9 protein-coding genes are annotated in these 17,473 nt (G+C 40.0%); 4 read left to right on the top strand and 5 right to left on the bottom strand.

The window, feature by feature from the left end:
• The coding region (locus tag DW033_RS11445) for a carboxypeptidase-like regulatory domain-containing protein (RefSeq protein ID WP_199712371.1) at positions 1-457 on the bottom strand (457 nt) is incomplete at its 3' end.
• Between the two features lie 692 nt (positions 458-1,149).
• Here DW033_RS11445 and DW033_RS11455 point away from each other — a divergent pair.
• Together DW033_RS11455 and DW033_RS11460 are read left to right on the top strand one after the other, a co-directional pair.
• The gene (locus tag DW033_RS11455; protein WP_122382766.1) at positions 1,150-4,323 is read left to right on the top strand and encodes a SusC/RagA family TonB-linked outer membrane protein; all 3,174 of its coding nucleotides are present in this window, start codon (positions 1,150-1,152) and stop codon (positions 4,321-4,323) included.
• A 15-nt stretch (positions 4,324-4,338) separates the two neighbouring features.
• Complete coding sequence (locus DW033_RS11460; RefSeq protein WP_005865349.1) at positions 4,339-5,868, top strand: SusD/RagB family nutrient-binding outer membrane lipoprotein; 1,530 nt, start codon at positions 4,339-4,341, stop codon at positions 5,866-5,868.
• 90 nt (positions 5,869-5,958) lie between these two features.
• On the opposite strand, the gene DW033_RS11465 is transcribed toward DW033_RS11460, so the two are convergent.
• The 4 genes from DW033_RS11465 to DW033_RS11480 all read right to left on the bottom strand — a co-directional run bounded on the left by DW033_RS11465 (position 5,959) and on the right by DW033_RS11480 (position 12,543).
• The gene (locus DW033_RS11465) at positions 5,959-7,137 is read right to left on the bottom strand and encodes a site-specific integrase (protein ID WP_005855634.1); all 1,179 of its coding nucleotides are present in this window, start codon (positions 7,135-7,137) and stop codon (positions 5,959-5,961) included.
• Between the two features lie 188 nt (positions 7,138-7,325).
• On the bottom strand, positions 7,326-7,826 hold the full coding sequence (locus DW033_RS11470) for a lipid-binding protein (RefSeq protein WP_008771702.1): 501 nt from the start codon (positions 7,824-7,826) through the stop codon (positions 7,326-7,328).
• Between the two features lie 43 nt (positions 7,827-7,869).
• Positions 7,870-9,342 (bottom strand): SusD/RagB family nutrient-binding outer membrane lipoprotein, encoded by a 1,473-nt coding sequence (locus DW033_RS11475; protein WP_048928378.1) that lies wholly within the window; start codon positions 9,340-9,342, stop codon positions 7,870-7,872.
• Between the two features lie 27 nt (positions 9,343-9,369).
• Complete coding sequence (locus tag DW033_RS11480) at positions 9,370-12,543, bottom strand: SusC/RagA family TonB-linked outer membrane protein (RefSeq protein ID WP_008778503.1); 3,174 nt, start codon at positions 12,541-12,543, stop codon at positions 9,370-9,372.
• Positions 12,544-12,943: 400 nt separating this feature from the next.
• Between DW033_RS11480 and DW033_RS11485 the strand changes: the two genes are divergently transcribed.
• Positions 12,944-15,886, top strand: a complete 2,943-nt coding sequence (locus DW033_RS11485; RefSeq protein ID WP_083434122.1) for a SusC/RagA family TonB-linked outer membrane protein — start codon at positions 12,944-12,946, stop codon at positions 15,884-15,886.
• Between the two features lie 13 nt (positions 15,887-15,899).
• The gene (locus tag DW033_RS11490; RefSeq protein WP_005865336.1) at positions 15,900-17,444 is read left to right on the top strand and encodes a SusD/RagB family nutrient-binding outer membrane lipoprotein; all 1,545 of its coding nucleotides are present in this window, start codon (positions 15,900-15,902) and stop codon (positions 17,442-17,444) included.
• Positions 17,445-17,473: the final 29 nt, after the last annotated feature.

The raw sequence follows: 17,473 nt of genomic DNA on the forward strand, positions 1-17,473 counted from the left end.
GCAAATTTTCTATAGAATTAAAGAATTTTCCCCCTGATTTATCGGGTGAGCCAGTGTTAGCACCTTGTGTTAACTCATCCGATTTTACATCTTGCACGGCATAACCTAAAGCTTTCTTTTCCTTTGAGATACCCATAGCCGTAACCACGACCTCATCCAAGTTTTGGGTATCAGACATCAATGTTACATTTACATTGGGAGACACAACTACCTCCTTGGATTTCATACCGATGTATGAAATAACTAATTGCTTACCATCACTAGGAACATCCAAAGTAAAATTACCGTCAAAATCCGTAACTGTTCCCACAGTCGTTCCTTTTACGATAATGGACGCACCGATCACCGGCTCACCATCTTCTCCGACTACCTTACCGGTAACCTTCGAGGTCTGTGCCGAAACTACTCCTACGCTCATCGCAAGAAATAGTAGCACAGAAGTCAACTTTTTCTTCATAGACACATTCTTTTTATTTAAACTAAACTAGAAATTCAATTAAGCTTTCGTGGACTATAGTTCATACAGAACTACCAATTTTCAATTTTTTATTTAGTGTAGTCATATGAAAAAAAAATTATCATATAAGTTTAGATTTGTTAAAATTCTGTAATAAATATATTGGATTTGAGAGATATTGTTTATCAGCCATATTGGGAGGATAAGAAAAGCCAGCCGTTTTTCACAAATATCTACATAAAATAAAGTTGTAAATATTTTTAGTGATAAGCTATATGCTATAAAATATCCAGAATAAGTTGATATCAAGTCCAATATCATGCCTATAAAGAGTAAGCTCACTATTTGTTACGATAAAATTAAGATAAAAATAATTTTTTTATTTGTCAAAAAGAAACTATCGGCAGCGATAACTCATTGATTTGTGATACGATCATGTCACCTGAGTCGATTTAGACAGTGGTTATATTGCAAATTGACAGATTTAACAATTAAGAAAACAAAGGAAATATATCACAATAATAATAATTTGTTGTTTTTTTCAGGTATAATTTATAGTTTTGCAACCGTTTTTCATTTAATAGGTATGTCGTAAAACATAAAATGGAGTAGTTCTGTATGAACTTAGTTAATCAACCATTAAAATGCAGAGAAAACATTTTTAAGTATATAGTTAATAAATAAGTGTGTTTATGAAGAAAAAGTTGACTTCTGTGATACTATTTCTTGCATTGAGTGCAGGTGTGGTTTCAGCACAGACCTCGAAGGTTACCGGTAAGGTAATTGGGGAAGATGGAGAGCCGGTGATCGGTGCCTCTATTATCGTAAAAGGGACAACCGTGGGAACAGTCACGGATTTTGATGGAAACTTTGAACTAGAAGTACCTGCGAATGGTAAACAATTGGTTATTTCATACATCGGTATGAAATCTCAAGAAGTTGCGGCCACTTCTAATGTAAATGTAAAACTATTAGCCGATACCCAGAACTTGGATGAGGTCGTGGTTACGGCTATGGGTATCTCAAAGGAAAAGAAAGCTTTAGGTTATGCGGTTCAAGATGTGAAAGCGGATGAGCTGACGAAAGGAGCTAATACTAGTTTGTCTGGCGCATTACAAGGTAAGGTTTCTGGAGTGGAGATCTCTCCTTCTTCCGGTATGCCGGGTGCCTCTTCTAAGATCACAATTCGTGGTTCCAGATCTTTTACAGGGGATAATACTCCTTTGTATGTGATTGACGGTATGCCTGTCGCTTCAACGGCTGATGTGGACACCGGTAGTTCTGTTTCCGGTACGGACTTTGCATCTCGTGCGGTGGATATCGACCCAAACGATATTGAAAGCATTAATATATTAAAGGGACAGGCCGCATCTGCCTTGTATGGTATGCGTGCAACAAATGGAGTAATTGTCATTACGACCAAAAGTGGAAAGGGAGCCCGTAAAGGAAAACCTCAGGTCGCTTTTAATACCAGCTTATCTTTTGATAAGGTTTCAACGATGCCTGAATACCAAAAAGTGTATGCGCAGGGTACAAATGGCAAGTATAGCCCGTATGCTTCAACTTCTTGGGGACCACTAATCAGCGAATTGCCTAACGATCCGACTTATGGAGGAAATACGGATAATGAGTTTACCAAGCAATATGGTAAGCATGAAGGTATGTATTATGTACCTCAGCGGGCCGCTGCGGGATTAGACCCTTGGGCTCAACCACAAGCTTACGACAATATCAAGGATTTCTTCAACGTGGGTACGACATGGAGTAACTCCGTGAATGTAGCTCAAGCTTTTGATAAAGGTAACTATTCCTTCTCGATCGGTAATACTACGCAAGATGGTATTATTCCAAATACAGGCATGGACCGATACAACGCAAAAATGAGTGCCGAAGCTCAATTACACAAGAACTGGTCTACTGGATTTACCGGTACCTATGTAAATTCGAAGATCAGCAAGCAGTCTAGTGCCAATAATGGAATCTTAGCTACTGTTTACGGAGCTCCTTCTAGCTACGATTTAGCCGGTATCCCAAGTCATGTTGAGGGTGACCCGTATACACAAAATACATTCCGTAGCACATCAGGTTTTGACGGAGCTTATTGGGCGGTAGATAACAACGAGTTCTTGGAACGTTCACAACGTTTCTTTGGAAATACTTATTTGAAATATTCTACGAAGTTCAATACCGATAATCACAAATTGGATGTCAAGTATCAATTGGGTGTGGACTCTTATACGACTAATTATACGGATTCTTGGGGTTATGGACATGCAAATGGTTATGGAGAGATTGATCACTATGGATATTCAATCACGGAGTTGAACTCTTTGTTGACCGCTGCATATACTTGGAATATCAATGAAGATTGGTTGTTCGATGCCCTTGTTGGTAATGAATTGGTAGAGAATCAGCGGAAATTTTACGAGTCTTATGGAGCGAACTATAACTTCCCGGGTTGGAATCATATAGATAATGCTACAACTATGGTAGCATCCGAGTCATTACGCAGGAAACGCACAGTTGGTAACTTTGCTAGCATTTCATTGTCTTACGCTAACATGGTTTACTTCAACGCAACTGTTCGTAACGATATCGTATCTAATATGCCTCGTAACAACCGCTCATTCACTTATCCATCTGTTTCCTTGGGCTGGATTTTCACAGAATTAGAACCATTGAAGAATAATGTCTTGACTTATGGTAAATTACGTGCTTCTTACGCCGAAGTAGGACAGGCTGGAGATTATTATGATTCTTATTATACTACACCTGTTTACGGTGGTGGTTTTTATGGTTCTACGCCTATACAATATCCTATGAGTGGAATTACGGCGTTCACTCCATATGCTCGTGTGTATGATCCGAATTTGAAACCTCAGAACACGAAGTCTTATGAGTTAGGTGTGGATTTGACCTTCTTGAATGGTCTTTTCTCATTGAACTATACCTTCTCTCGGCAGAATGTGAAGGATCAGATATTTGAGGTTCCTTTGGCTGGTTCTACAGGCTCTGCAGAATTAGTAACCAATGGTGGCGCTATCCATACGAACGCTCATGAGATTACTTTGGGAATCAATCCGATCAATACGAAGAATTTTAAATGGGATATGGCATTTAACTTCTCTAAGATCGATAACTACGTAGATGAGCTGGCTCCGGGTGTAGAGAGTATTTTCTTGGGAGGTTTCGTTGATCCGCAGGTACGTGCGAATATTGGCGATAAATTCCCTGTAATCTATGGTACGACTTTCTTGCGTAATGACAACGGTGATATTGTCGTAGACGAAGATGGCTTGCCTCAGATCGGTAGTGAGGGTGTGATCGGTAAGGTTTCCCCGGATTTCCTCTTGGGTTTTAATACTAATTTTGAGATTTACAAATTCCGTATCGGCGCTACGTTCGATTGGAAATGTGGTGGACAGATGTATAGCGGTACATTGAACACGTTGAACTATTATGGTACAAGTATGGAGTCTGTTGAAAGTCGTACGGCCGAGACTTTCCGTTTTAGTCATCCGGCTGTAAAGCAGTTGGAAGATGGTTCCTATGTAGCTAATGACATAGATATCAAAGGCGAAGACGCTTTATCATATTATGACCGCATGACGCTTATTTCCGAAGCTGGTATCTATGACAGTGGTTTCTTGAAACTACGTGAGTTGTCCGTTAGTTATCCGGTATGGGATAAGAATGGAATCAACGTGAACTTAAATGTTTTTGCCAGAAATATCATTCTTTGGTCTGAGTTGAAAGGTTTGGATCCTGAGGCTTCTCAAGGTAATAATAATATGGGCGGTGGCTTCGAGCGCTTTTCTATGCCGGGTGCTTCGAGCTATGGCTTCGGTTTAAATGTGAAATTCTAATAAAGGAAACAAAAGATGAAACTTCAAAATATCTCAAAAAAATTATTGACGGGAGTTGTTTTCACCGCAGCCTTGGTCTCTTGCTCTGAGGATAAGATGGATGAGATCAACAAAGATCATAATCATACCACAGCAGTTCCCGCAAAGATGATCCTTACGGATGTCATGACTTCGACTGCGTTTAGCGTGGTTAGCGGCGATTTCAATTTATATGGTGGTATGTATGTGGAACATGAGACAGGTTCGCATAATCAATTCTACTATGCGGAAACCCGTTCTTCTTGTACATCGGCTTCTACCTTTAATAACTCATGGGGGGGAACCTATTCGACACTGAAAGATGCTTTGATCTCTGTCAAAGTCGCAGAAGAAGAGCAGAACTTCATAACAAAAGGCATTGCGGAACTTTTCGTGGCTTACAATTTGGCGATCTTGACAGATATGTATGGTGATACACCTTGGAAAGAGGCTTGTGACTATACAGTATCTATGACTCCCGCTATCGATAAACAAGAGGAGATTTATAAGGATATCATGGCCTATGTGGATGCCGCAATTGAAGATCTTCAGAAATCAGATCTGACGAGCCTGTCTAATCAAGATTTGATTTATAAAGGTGACGCTTCGGCTTGGCTAAAGACAGCTTATGGCTTGAAGGCTCGTTATACGATGCGCTTGATGGGACGTAGCGCTGATGTTAAGGGCGATATGGAAAAGGTGTTGGATTATATTTCCAAGTCGTACACCTCGGCAGCCGAGCAATGTAGCTATGCTATGTATGGTGTGGGTGTTAATATCAACCCATTTTTCGGAGTATTCTATTCTCGTTTAGGTGAAGTAGCCAGCCGAAGTATGTTTGATAAATTGAATGAGCGTAATGATCCGCGTATCAGACGTTGCTATGTGGAGGCTAACAGCCAAACGATGATTGCTTCTAAGGATGATCCATTATTGAATCTTGCTCATAATGGTGATTTAGTGCAAAGTCAGTTAGAATATACTGTTTCCATGTTCTGTGCAGCTCAAACCGCTCCGACTCACATCTTAAGTTATCATGAGGTATTGTTCTTAAAGGCAGAGGCTTTGTGTCGTTTAAATCGTAAGGATGAGGCAAAAGCAGTGTTGAAAGAGGCTGTTGTCGCAGGTATGGCTAATATGGAGGTTAATATCAAGTCTGCCCTCGCTTCTGATTATTGGGGAGGTTTCTTGAATGTAACAAACGAGGTGACACCGGAGGAGGCCGCTTCTTACTTTGATGAGAATGTCGCTCCCTTATTCGATGCTAATCCTTTGAAAGAGACGATGATTCAGAAATATATTTCTTTCTGGAACGCGGATGGAGAGTCTACCGAGTGCTATAATGACGTACGTCGTTTGAAGAGCTTGGGTGAGGATATTTATGGCTTGCAAAATCCGGGTAAGTTCCCGTTAAGATGTCCGTATGGTAATGATGATACTACGACTAATCCTAATATACAAGCTGCTTATGGCGATGGTCAGTATGTGTTTACCGAAAACGTATGGTGGGCTGGCGGAACTCGCTAATCAATATATAAAAGCATAACGAGTGACAACATTCAAAAAAGGGGAAGAATATCTTAATGATATTTTTCTCCTTTCTTATAAATCCACACTCTAGCCGAACTTCAATCGTGTCTCAATCTTCTCAAGATCGCGGACAATCGTCATATCCATGATATTGCTATAGATCTCAGTAGTACGAACGCTTTTATGCCCTAACAACTTTTGTACCGTAGTTATATTTGCTCCATTATATAATAATAAGGTAGCATTCGTATGCCGAGCCGTATGAAAAGAGACCTTCTTATCAATACTTGCCAATTGGCTGATTCGGCGTAATTGCTTATTCACGTTTGAATTAGAGGATAAGGGAACACCAAACAGGGTTCTCGGCGCATTCTTATATCGCTCATAGATAGGTAAAGATTTACCCTCGAACAAGAGGAATAGCGGCAAACGGACACTCACGTCTGTCTTCACCGATGAATAAACCAGCCAAACCTTATCATCAATAATCAAAAAGTTCTCTTTCGTTATACTTACTATGTCTGAGAAACGTAATCCCGTGTAGCAACTAAATAAAAACATATCCAGACACCGGCGCAATGTACGCTGCCCGTCCAGCTTTAAGTTTTCCAAACGGCCTAACTCCTCAGGCGTTAAATGAGTACGCTTACTCTCTTGATATTTAATCTTATATTTTCGAAATGGATATTTGTGCAACTCGAACAACTCCTTATTAATCGCCAAGTTGATATATCGTTTCAAATGCTTCATATGTTTAGCGATCGTATTTCGATGATACTCCTGCTTCAATAAGAAATATTCAAAATCGCATAAGAAATTGAAATTAATATCCTTAAACAGAACGTCCTTTTTATATAAGGATAGAACATGCAAAGTGGACAAATGGTTTTTTAATGTCGATTCTTTCAAATTACTATGTAAAATCTCCTCACGCATGAAAACAAGAAAAGAGGAAGACGTAGATGTCGAAGAAGCCTCCTCACGCAGATCCTTCAACGAAAAACCGTTATTCGCTTGTCTCTTCTCCAGCTCATCTCTCTCCAACTCCATAACATAGTTCTGAAGATACAGGTTTAACGCATCCATATTCGGATGATTCTTTATGGAACGTCTCTTGTTGTCCCATTGACAAGGTTTCACATAAACCTTCGTTGAAAAATACCTCTTTTGCCTATTCAAATAGGCCTCTACTTGAATCAAAGCTTTTCCTTCCGCATTCAATTGCTTTTTTCGATTAAACACTAAGTTGTAAATTACTTTTTCCATGATACATTTATATATTATCTGATTGTAAACACGAAGGAACAATAATAAGTTCTTTGTAGCACAATCTACAAACTAAAAGTTTGTTATCACGGATTACCAACTAATAAAAAACCATATATCAAAGTAAATAAAAAAGGCCTGCCAAATACATGGCAGGCCTCTCCTACTTTTCAAGATATTAAATCATATCAATAATCCTCACCTTCCCAACCTGTTTTACGGAATCCTTTAACCGTCATCGACTTTCCATTTTGAGTCAAGGTAAATTCAATGGCATCCACTTTTGTATTGGCTTGAGTAGTATAACCATCCACAATTACTTTACCAGAGATATTGAAGGTTACAGTAGAATTTATACCATCATCCGCATGGAGCAGATTAGCGATACCATCCCCATCAAAAGATTTAGAAGCTACATCGCAATGAATCTTGCCACGTACTCCCCAGTCGTTTGTGGCAACACTCATTTTTATCCACATCTTATCCGTGGCATCATCAGTCGTATTGTAAGTATTGCAGGTCACACCTTCCGCCAAGACACCACCATCCTCACCTGTAACATTAACTACCCATTCGCCACATAAAGGGTAAATAGCCGTGTATTCTATCTCGTAATCACCATAAGTCTCACAAGAAGAAAAGGTGACCAACGCTAATAAGATAACCAGTAATTTATTTATCTGTTTCATATTCAAAAAGCTTTTCTGATTAATATACATTTATAACTCCCGTTTATTTATGCCACCATTGTTTTTCCGCTAACGGAACTACCGCCGGAGTATTAGGGTTATAGTCTGAAGATGACTTCGGATACAATAAACGACGAGGATATTCACCCGGAGCCAACGCAGAACCAATGCAAGGAGTCAACTGCCCCCAAATATATCCTTCCTCATCCACATGCTTTGTCCCTAAAACAGGAATACCGGTACGATTGATATCAAACCATGCGTCCCATGCTTGACAGCGAGTGGAAGCGATCCACTTCTGGGTCAAAATAGAGGTAAGCATTGAATTTTGGTCTGCACTATTGAAAGCATAAGGTGCACCTTCCGAAATAAACTCGGCAGCAGAATACCCCCAACGTTCAAACGCATAATTCACACCTTGCTCATAAGCCACTTTCGCTTTAGCCACATCATTCAAACGAGCGTAAGCTTCCGCTTGCAGGAACGCTACCTCAGCAGCAGACATAAAATAAACAGGATCCGTAGGACCTAGCTTAGCCACAGAGATCATACGAGTTGTTACCGCTACCGAGTTTGGGCGGTCACCATACTTCAAAGCTGTTGTCTCGCCGGAGCCATCCGTATTAGGTGAATAAAAATCATTTAAACGAGGATCCTCATATTTTTTCAAATAATCGCAAACCGTAGCGCACGCACGAATATTTACAGTTGAATTCAATTTACGACGGTCATTCTCATACAATGGATTTGATTTATTTTCCAAATCTTGAAAACAGTCCATCTTAGCGTCTACACTCAGCAAATCTCCTTCGTCAAGCAATGCCTTGATAGCAGCTTTATTCGTATCGAAATCACGCATCAACAATTTTAGCTTTAAACTCTTCGCAAATTGAATCCACTTATTCACGTCACCAGCGAACACCAAGTCTTGTTTTGTAACCGAAGGCAAACCACCTGCGGTAGCTTCCGCTTTTTTAGCGATAATCTCGTCCAACATCGCTAATAATCCCGGATAAACCACAGTCTTACTGTCATCATATTTCGGTGTAGTATTCTCATTCCCAAGAATAGCTTCTGTAAAAGGAATAGAGCCATAAGAGTCCACTAGGATATGATACATAAAGGCAGTCATAGTCTTACCCATTACCCAATAATTCCATTCTTGAGCCGATTCAGAGCTTTTGATAACCAAATCCAAGTCTGGCAGTGCTATTGAATAAGGTATAGACCACAAACGAGAATCGGATGCGTTAGTTATCGTATAGTTAACCAATGTATTATACTGGTTGGATGTATGTCCCTGCGTACATTGCTGAGACCACATGCTACCATATAATTCGTAAGTACCACCTACAATACTTGCTACTCCTGCGATACCAGAAGGAAGCAAAGTAGAAGAAGAGGCTTCCGTTGGATATTCCGGATTCTGGTTAATATCCAAATAATCGGAACAAGCTGTAGTCGCCATCAACAAGCAGCTAACCAGTCCTGTATATATTAAATTGTTTCTTTTCATACTATCTTTACTTTTTAAAGTTACTTATTATAATACGACTTTAATACCACCACCAAACGTACGGTTTGTCGGAGCCGCACCAAATTCACCAATTTCAGACAAGATGTCATTACCATAATTCGTACCTTCCGGATCTACGTAGTTGTTCTTTTTCGGGGTCCACATAAATAAATTACGTCCGATCAAACTAACTTGAACCATAGAGAATGGGGTTTGTTTCAACCATGCTTTCGGCAAAGAGTAAGAAAGTGTAATCTCTCTTAATTTCAAGTAATCTTTAGGTAAAATCCAATTTCTATACTGAGCGTAGTTGGAGGCGTTATTATAGTAGGTATTAACAGCGCTAGAAGCACCTCCCCAATGTACGATAGGTATATCATTCTCTACGTATTGACCATTTACGACTTTCACGGAATTAGGAACCACAAATGGTTCACGATTATTAAACACCGTATAAGTAGAGTTTCCGGCAAATGTAAGCAATTGAGAGGTATATGAATAGAACTCACCGCCATTACGCCAATCTAATACCGCTGATAAAGTAATCCCTTTCCATGTGAAATGCGTATTAAAGCCCATCAAGAAATTAGGAGTAGACGTTCCTACGATCTCTTTCTTGCTAGCATCAATTGTCGGCATACCGTTATTATCAACGATCACCTTACCATCATCGGTCGTGGCCAAAGCCGGAACCTTGAAAACGCCCAAAGGCTGACCTACTTCCGCAACGAAATCCACTTGATAGGAACTTGTCAATTTATACTCAGTTACATCATCCCATAACTCTTTCACCTCACTCCAGTTCTTACTGAAAGTAAAACCTAATCCCCACTCGAAATCTTTCGTACGAACAGGAATGCCATTCACTGCCAACTCGACACCTTGATTCGCAATCTTACCTACGTTGCGGGTCATAGACGTATAGCGAGACTCCGGAGCCAGACTAGCAGATATTATCTGATCTTTCGTACTCTTATTATAATAAGCAGCATCAATATCCAAGCGATTGTTAAACAGATGCGTTGTTAAACCGAACTCCCATTCTGTCGTGATCTCCGGACGAAGATCCATACTCGGCAAACGATTATACTCTGTCAAGCCTAATGTATTATTAATAGGTAAATATAAATCTCCAAAACCTAAACTGATTTGAGTCGGTGTAAAATAACTGCTAGTACGGTAAATCGGGGCATCGTTACCAGTCTGTCCCCAAGCTGCACGAACCTTCAAGAAATTCAGATAATCAGATTTCAAATCCTCAAACATATCCGTGATGATCAATGAAGTATTCACGCCACCATAGAAAAAGCTATTATTTCCTTGAGGTAAAGTAGATGACCAGTCGTTACGAATAGAAGCATTCACAAACCAGAAATTCTTGTAACCAAACTCACCTTGAGCGAACAAACCAACCAAACGGCGTCTATCAGAGTAAGTCGTAGTCATGGGCTTATCAACACCATTCGCTAGGTTAAACCATCCCGGTTGCTCCAAACCATACAGATAAGATTTCAAATAAGAACTCGTTTGTTGATTCAAGTTCCATCCAATCATACCATTCAAAGCGATATCCTCACCGATTTTATAATCCGCGTTTAAGAAAGCGGTCGCATCAATTTGCTCCACCTTGTCACGACGTTCCGTATAAGTACCGGGCTGCTGCTTCTTACCACCTAATTCACTCCAAGACCCTGAAGCGAAAGTCACTTTTTCATTCCATCTCTTTTGAGTAGCGTTCGTAAAGTCACCACCTAAACGTCCAACCGCCTTCAAACCTTTCATAATCTCAAAAGCAAGCTCGATCTTACCATAGACACGGTCGTCTTGATATTTATTACGATTATGATCTAACACCCAATATGGATTCTCCGCATAAGCTGTATAGAAGTTATCCGTATTAAAATAAGGATTCGTATAATCTTTCATTGAGCTAATATCTACATCCACGGCATGTTGCAAAATTTCAGAAAACATCGTTGCACCATCATCTCCTTGGCCAGCAGCAGCTTGTGTGATATCTTTACGGACATAGTTCAAGTTTAATTCCGCAGAAAAACGTTTATATTTCATATTACCTCTTAACGAGATTGTATTACGAGCATATGAATCAGCGTCACCCGGTAATACACCGTCAGACTTCACATTACCATAGGAGGCAACAAAACCAAGTTTATCATTACCCATACGAATCGAGACGTTATTATTCGTCTCAAAACCAGTTTCATAAAAATCACGAAGATTGTTCTTTACATACGAGAAAGGCTTAGAAAGCGGAGTTAATAAACCTTCTGAGCCGTCTGAGTAAGGTCCCCAGATATGATCACGACCATCCAAAACCGGTCCCCAAGAACCATTCTCCATAGGTCCGAAAGATCCCCATCCTTGTCCGAAACGATCTTGTGTTTGAGGAACACGCAATACGCTAGATCCCATAAATGAACCATCGTACGTAACAGAAAGCTTCTCAGCCCCAGCCCGTTTTGTTGTCACCATGATAACACCATTAGCAGCCCGGCTACCATAAAGGGCAGTAGCGGAAGCACCCTTCAAGACTGTTACAGACTCAACATCCTCTGGGTTAATGTCATTAGCTTGGTTACCAAAATCCACGGAGTTAGAGAAAGAATCCTCACCTTGGAAATCATTCATAATAGGCACACCATCCACCACATACAAAGGTTGATTAGCACTGAAAGAACTGATACCACGCACGATTACTTTCTGAGAAGAGCCTGTAGCACCACCGCTAGTAATATTCAAACCCGCAACCTTACCAGTCAAGCCTGACATCACTGATCCAGACTTAGCGGCATTCAAATCTTCACTCTTCACAGTAGAGGCTGCATAGCCCAACGCCTTTTCCTGCTTTTTCATACCAATCGCAGTTACGACAACCTCCTCAAGATTCTGGGTACCAGACTGAAGGACTACCCTCAACACATCTTGTACCGGAACCTCACGAGCAATCATACCCACATAAGAAATTACCAGAGTCTTCGCGGAACTTGGTACATCCAAACTGAACGCACCATCAAAATCCGTTACTGTTCCTGTAGTAGTACCCTTGACTATTACAGACGCACCAATAATCGGTTCACTGTCTTCGGCGGAAATAACAGTACCTGTCACTTTCCTCGTCTGAGCTGTGGCCAATCCAATGCCTAAAACTAGGCAAAGTAAAAGATAAGTCAACTTCTTCATAGACACACTCTTTTTTTGTTTAACTTACATATAATTAATTCGCAATAGATTTATAGCAACATGGAAATTAAGGTTCGGACAAATGCAAATGTAACAATAAATTTATTATAACAAATAAATAATTAAAAAATTTCAATAAAATAATAAGAAAAGATAAACGGGGTAGAAAATTTGGAGACTTTTTTAGCCCCTAATTTAAATATTATAATATATACACAAGAGATTACGGCTTACATCAAGTATAAAGAATTACATATTTAACACTTTGAGAGATAAAAATATACATAAAATAACAGCGAACGATTCCTGCGTACATCATGATTTTCAGACTATAACGAGGTTCCGCGAAAACTAAGTAATAATAAAAAATAACCTATTATTCATAGGTTCCGCGAAGACTCTGGTATTCTCTTATGTGGGAATGGTGGCGAAAGAAGTTCCTATCGAGCCTGTAATGAAAGTGGAGCTACAATCAGGGGCACAGAACCTAAGTGAAGTCGTTATTACGGCCATGGGTATCTCCAAAGAGAAAAAAGCTTTAGGTTATGCGGTACAAGATGTAAAATCTGATGAATTAACGCAAGCGGCAAACTCCAGCCTATCGGGAGCCTTACAAGGAAAAGTCTCCGGATTAGAGATTAAGCCATCTAGCGGTATGCCCGGCGCTTCTTCTCAGATAACGATTCGTGGAGCCCGTTCATTTACGGGGGATAACTCTCCTCTATATGTTGTAGATGGCATGCCTATTTCTTCTGCCGCAGACATGAGTACTTACGATAGCGTTAGCGGAGCAGATTATGCGAACCGAGCAGTCGATATCGATCCTAACGATATCGAGAGCATTAACATCCTGAAAGGACAAGCAGCTTCCGCCTTGTATGGTATCCGTGCCTCTAATGGTGTAATCGTTATTACAACAAAAAGTGGTAAAGGGGCAAAAAAAGGGAAACCACAAGTATCGTTTTCTTCTAACTTGAGTTTTGACAAGATTTCCAGAAAACCTCATCTTCAGAACATATACGCTCAAGGTAGTAACGGTAAATTCAATCCTAACGCTTCAACTAGCTGGGGACCTAAAATCTCAGAATTACCCAATGATCCTACCTACGGAGGAAATACAGATAATACATACACCAAGCAATCGGGCAAACATGAAGGTATGTATTACGTTCCTCAACGTGCCAATGCAGGAATGGATCCATGGACTACTCCACAAATTTATGATAATATAGGAGAGTTCTTTGATTTAGGTACGACTTGGAACAATTCATTAAATGTCGCACAAGCATTGGATAGAGGCTCTTATTCCTTTTCTTTGGGTAGTACTACCCAAGATGGTATAGTCCCAACTACAGGTATGGATCGTTACAATGTAAAATTAACAGCGGAATCCCGATTGGAAGAGCATTGGACTACCGGTTTTTCCGGAAACTTCGTGAATTCAAAAATCCAAAAATCGACCGGAGCTAATGACGGTATCGTGGCGACCGTATATCCCGCACCCGCTCATTATGATTTAGCAGGTATACCATCCCATTATGCCAATAATTTATACCAACAAAACACGTATCGTGGTACAGGGGGATTCGACGCTGCTTATTGGTCTGTCAACAACAACGAATTTACAGAAAAGACCAATCGTTTCTTTGGTAACGCATATGTAAACTTCGGTACAAAATTCAATACCGAAAATCATAAGTTAGATGTAAAATATCAAATGGGGGTAGATGCTTATACTACCCATTATCAAGACATTTGGGGATATGGACATGCGAACGGAAAAGGACAGATAGAAAACTCGGGATGGACAACAACAACGTTCAACTCTCTATTAACCGCGACTTACGCATGGAAGATCTCCGAAGCTTGGGACTTTGATGCCTTACTAGGTAATGAGATCGTACAAGACAATAATAAATATTACTGGCAATATGGTGGTACATATAATTTCCCGGGATGGAATCACATCAATAACACCGTAACTAAAGATAATGAAGAAAAACAGAGCAGCCAACGTACAGTAGGTTTCTTTGGCAGTCTTTCTGCTTCGTATAAGAATATGTTATATTTAAATGTTACGGGCCGTAATGACTATGTATCTACAATGCCGGCAGGTAACCGCTCATTTTTCTACCCCTCCGTATCGGTAGGCTGGATATTGACAGAATTAGAACCTTTAAAGAATGAAATCGTAAATTACGCAAAAATACGTGCTTCGTACGCTGAGGTTGGACAAGCCGGGAAATACTATCAGAACTACTATACGACTCCTTCTTTTGGTGGAGGATTTTATAGCGGGACACCTTTGATGTATCCTATCGATAGCCAAAATGCTTTCACGGAATATGGGATCGTGTATGACCCTAATTTGAAACCTCAAAATACTCGTTCTTATGAACTAGGAGCGGATATTAGTTTCTTCAACAATTTGGTATCGATTAATTACACTTACTCTCGCCAAAATGTAAAAGATCAAATTTTCGAAGTACCATTAGCTTCTTCCACGGGATCAAGCAGTTTTATGACAAATGGAGGAAAGATTCACACGAACGCTCATGAGTTAACGGTGAATATCAATCCAATCCGTTTGAAGAATGTAGATTGGAATATCGGGATCAACTGGAGTAAGATCGATAATTATGTAGATGAATTGGCTCCCGGAGTAGAAAGTATCTTCTTAGGCGGATTTACGACTCCTCAAGTACGTGCGGGTATTGGTGATAAATTCCCGGTAATATACGGAGTCTCTTACGCAAGAGACGATAACGGTAACTTGATTGTCGACGAGGATGGAGTTCCCATGGCTGGTAAAGATGATGTAATCGGTAAAGTCTCTCCTGATTTCATCCTTGGTTTCAATACAAATTTACGTTTGTGGAAATTCAACATTAGCGCTGTATTCGACTGGAAGCAAGGAGGACAGATTTATTGTGGTACAAATGGTCTTCTTGACATGTATGGTGTAAGTAAAAACACTGAAAATCGAGAAGGATCATTCCTTGTTGAAGGAGTTAAGGAAGATGGTTCCAAAAACACGACACCTATATCCGGAGCGAACGAGATGCAACATTATTATGAGACTATCAATAATATCAATGAATCTTCCGTATATAATAGCTCGTTTATTAAATTAAGAGAATTAGCTGTTAGTTATCCTGTATTCCAGAAAAAATGGTTAGAAGTCAACTTGAATGTTTTCGCAAGAAATATCTTGGTTTGGTCCGAACTTGCTAACATAGACCCGGAATCCACTCAAGGAAACACGAATATGGCTGGTTCTTTTGAACGTTTCTCATTACCAACAACTTCTAGTTACGGTTTTGGTCTAAATGTTAAATTCTAAAATGATTACTCATATGAATAAATATAAGTTAACGCATGGATTATTGGCTCTGGCATTGCTGGCAGTTCCTATGATTTCTTGTACAGATAGCGTAATGGACGATATTAATGTAGACAAAAATCACGCACAGGATGTACAAGCCAAATTTATTGTAACAGACTTGATCACTTCTACCGCATTCAGCACCGTAGGAGGCGATTTCTCTACTTATGCATCTGTATATATTGAGCAAGAAGCAGGTATTCATAATCAGTTATTCAATGCCGAGACTCGAAATGGAGAACCATCTTCAACAAATACTTATAACAATGTATGGTCTTCTACCTATACCAACCTAAAGAACGCTAAAACAGTAATAGCTAAGTGTTCCGGAGAAGGAGAAGAAGCAGGTAACCAAATCACGCTAGGAATCGGACAGTTTTTCGCCGCCTATAACCTAGCGGTACTTACCGATTTATTTGGAGATGTGCCTTGGACAGAAGCTTGCGATATGAATATTAGCATGCAGCCTAAAATAGACTCTCAAGAATCTATTTACAGTGACATCTTTAAATTAATAGATGACGCTATCAGTAATTTCGATGGTACAGATGCCATGGGAGCGGTAGGAACAAATGATCTGGCTTATGGGGGCAACGGAGGTAAATGGAAAAAAGCGGCTTACGCCTTAAAAGCCCGATTAACAATGCATCTCTTAAATAGAGCATCGGACAAGACCGCTTCATTGAACACTGTCCTAGATTGCATATCTAAATCGTTTGAATCTTCAAGCGAAGAGTTAAAATTTAATTTCTATGATGGTGTCACCAATATCAATCCTCTATTTGGGTTCTGCTTTACTCGTGATGCTCTAGCCGCTAGCCAAAGTATAGTGGAAAAGTTTGTAGAACGTAACGATCCGAGGGGAACACGTGCCTTTATGGACCCGGACTGGGTACAACGTGAAGATCCTTCAGAGGTTAACGCCGCACCAAACGGGAAGCCTGAACAAGTGCAATTCACATACGACACTTCCATATTTTATGGCTCTTCTTTAGCTCCGACAATGATGCTAAGTTATCATGAATTATTATTCCTGAAAGCAGAAGCTCTTTGTCGATTGAATAAAAAAGACGAGGCTGAACCAATACTAAAAGAGGCGATACAAGTAGCATTTAATAACATGAATCGTTCTATCCAAGCAACGATCAATTGCCCGGATTTATTAAATTATGGAGGGGCTACAGCAAAAGCCGATCTAACAGAAGAGGTTGCCGCTGAATATTTTGATAAGAACGTAAAACCGTTATTCGAGGCTAACCCGCTGAAAGAAACCATGATCCAGAAATATCTTGCTTTCTTTGGCGCATCAGGTGAGGCTGTCGAGGCTTATAACGATTATCGTAGATTAAAAGCGGCGGGTGAAGACTTTATCACATTAAAAAATAAAGGTAAATTCCCATTACGCTTCATTTATGGCTCTGGTGACGCAACAGCAAATAACAATATCAAGGAAGCTGTTGGCGATGGCCAATATGTATACAGCGAACCGGTCTGGTGGGCGGGTGGTAGCCGTTAAATGACCTTATAAATTCATAGTTATGATTT

The sequence above is a fragment of the Parabacteroides sp. AF39-10AC genome, assembly GCF_003635405.1.
GTDB classification, from domain to species: domain Bacteria; phylum Bacteroidota; class Bacteroidia; order Bacteroidales; family Tannerellaceae; genus Parabacteroides; species Parabacteroides distasonis.

Excerpts from the sequence above, each read along its gene's own strand:
- DW033_RS11455 (WP_122382766.1), top strand. The coding sequence starts at position 1,150 with ATGAAGAAAAAGTTGACTTCTGTGATACTATTTCTTGCATTGAGTGCA.
- DW033_RS11460 (WP_005865349.1), top strand. The coding sequence starts at position 4,339 with ATGAAACTTCAAAATATCTCAAAAAAATTATTGACGGGAGTTGTTTTC.
- DW033_RS11465 (WP_005855634.1), bottom strand. The coding sequence starts at position 7,137 with ATGGAAAAAGTAATTTACAACTTAGTGTTTAATCGAAAAAAGCAATTG.
- DW033_RS11470 (WP_008771702.1), bottom strand. The coding sequence starts at position 7,826 with ATGAAACAGATAAATAAATTACTGGTTATCTTATTAGCGTTGGTCACC.
- DW033_RS11475 (WP_048928378.1), bottom strand. The coding sequence starts at position 9,342 with ATGAAAAGAAACAATTTAATATATACAGGACTGGTTAGCTGCTTGTTG.
- DW033_RS11480 (WP_008778503.1), bottom strand. The coding sequence starts at position 12,543 with ATGAAGAAGTTGACTTATCTTTTACTTTGCCTAGTTTTAGGCATTGGA.
- DW033_RS11490 (WP_005865336.1), top strand. The coding sequence starts at position 15,900 with ATGAATAAATATAAGTTAACGCATGGATTATTGGCTCTGGCATTGCTG.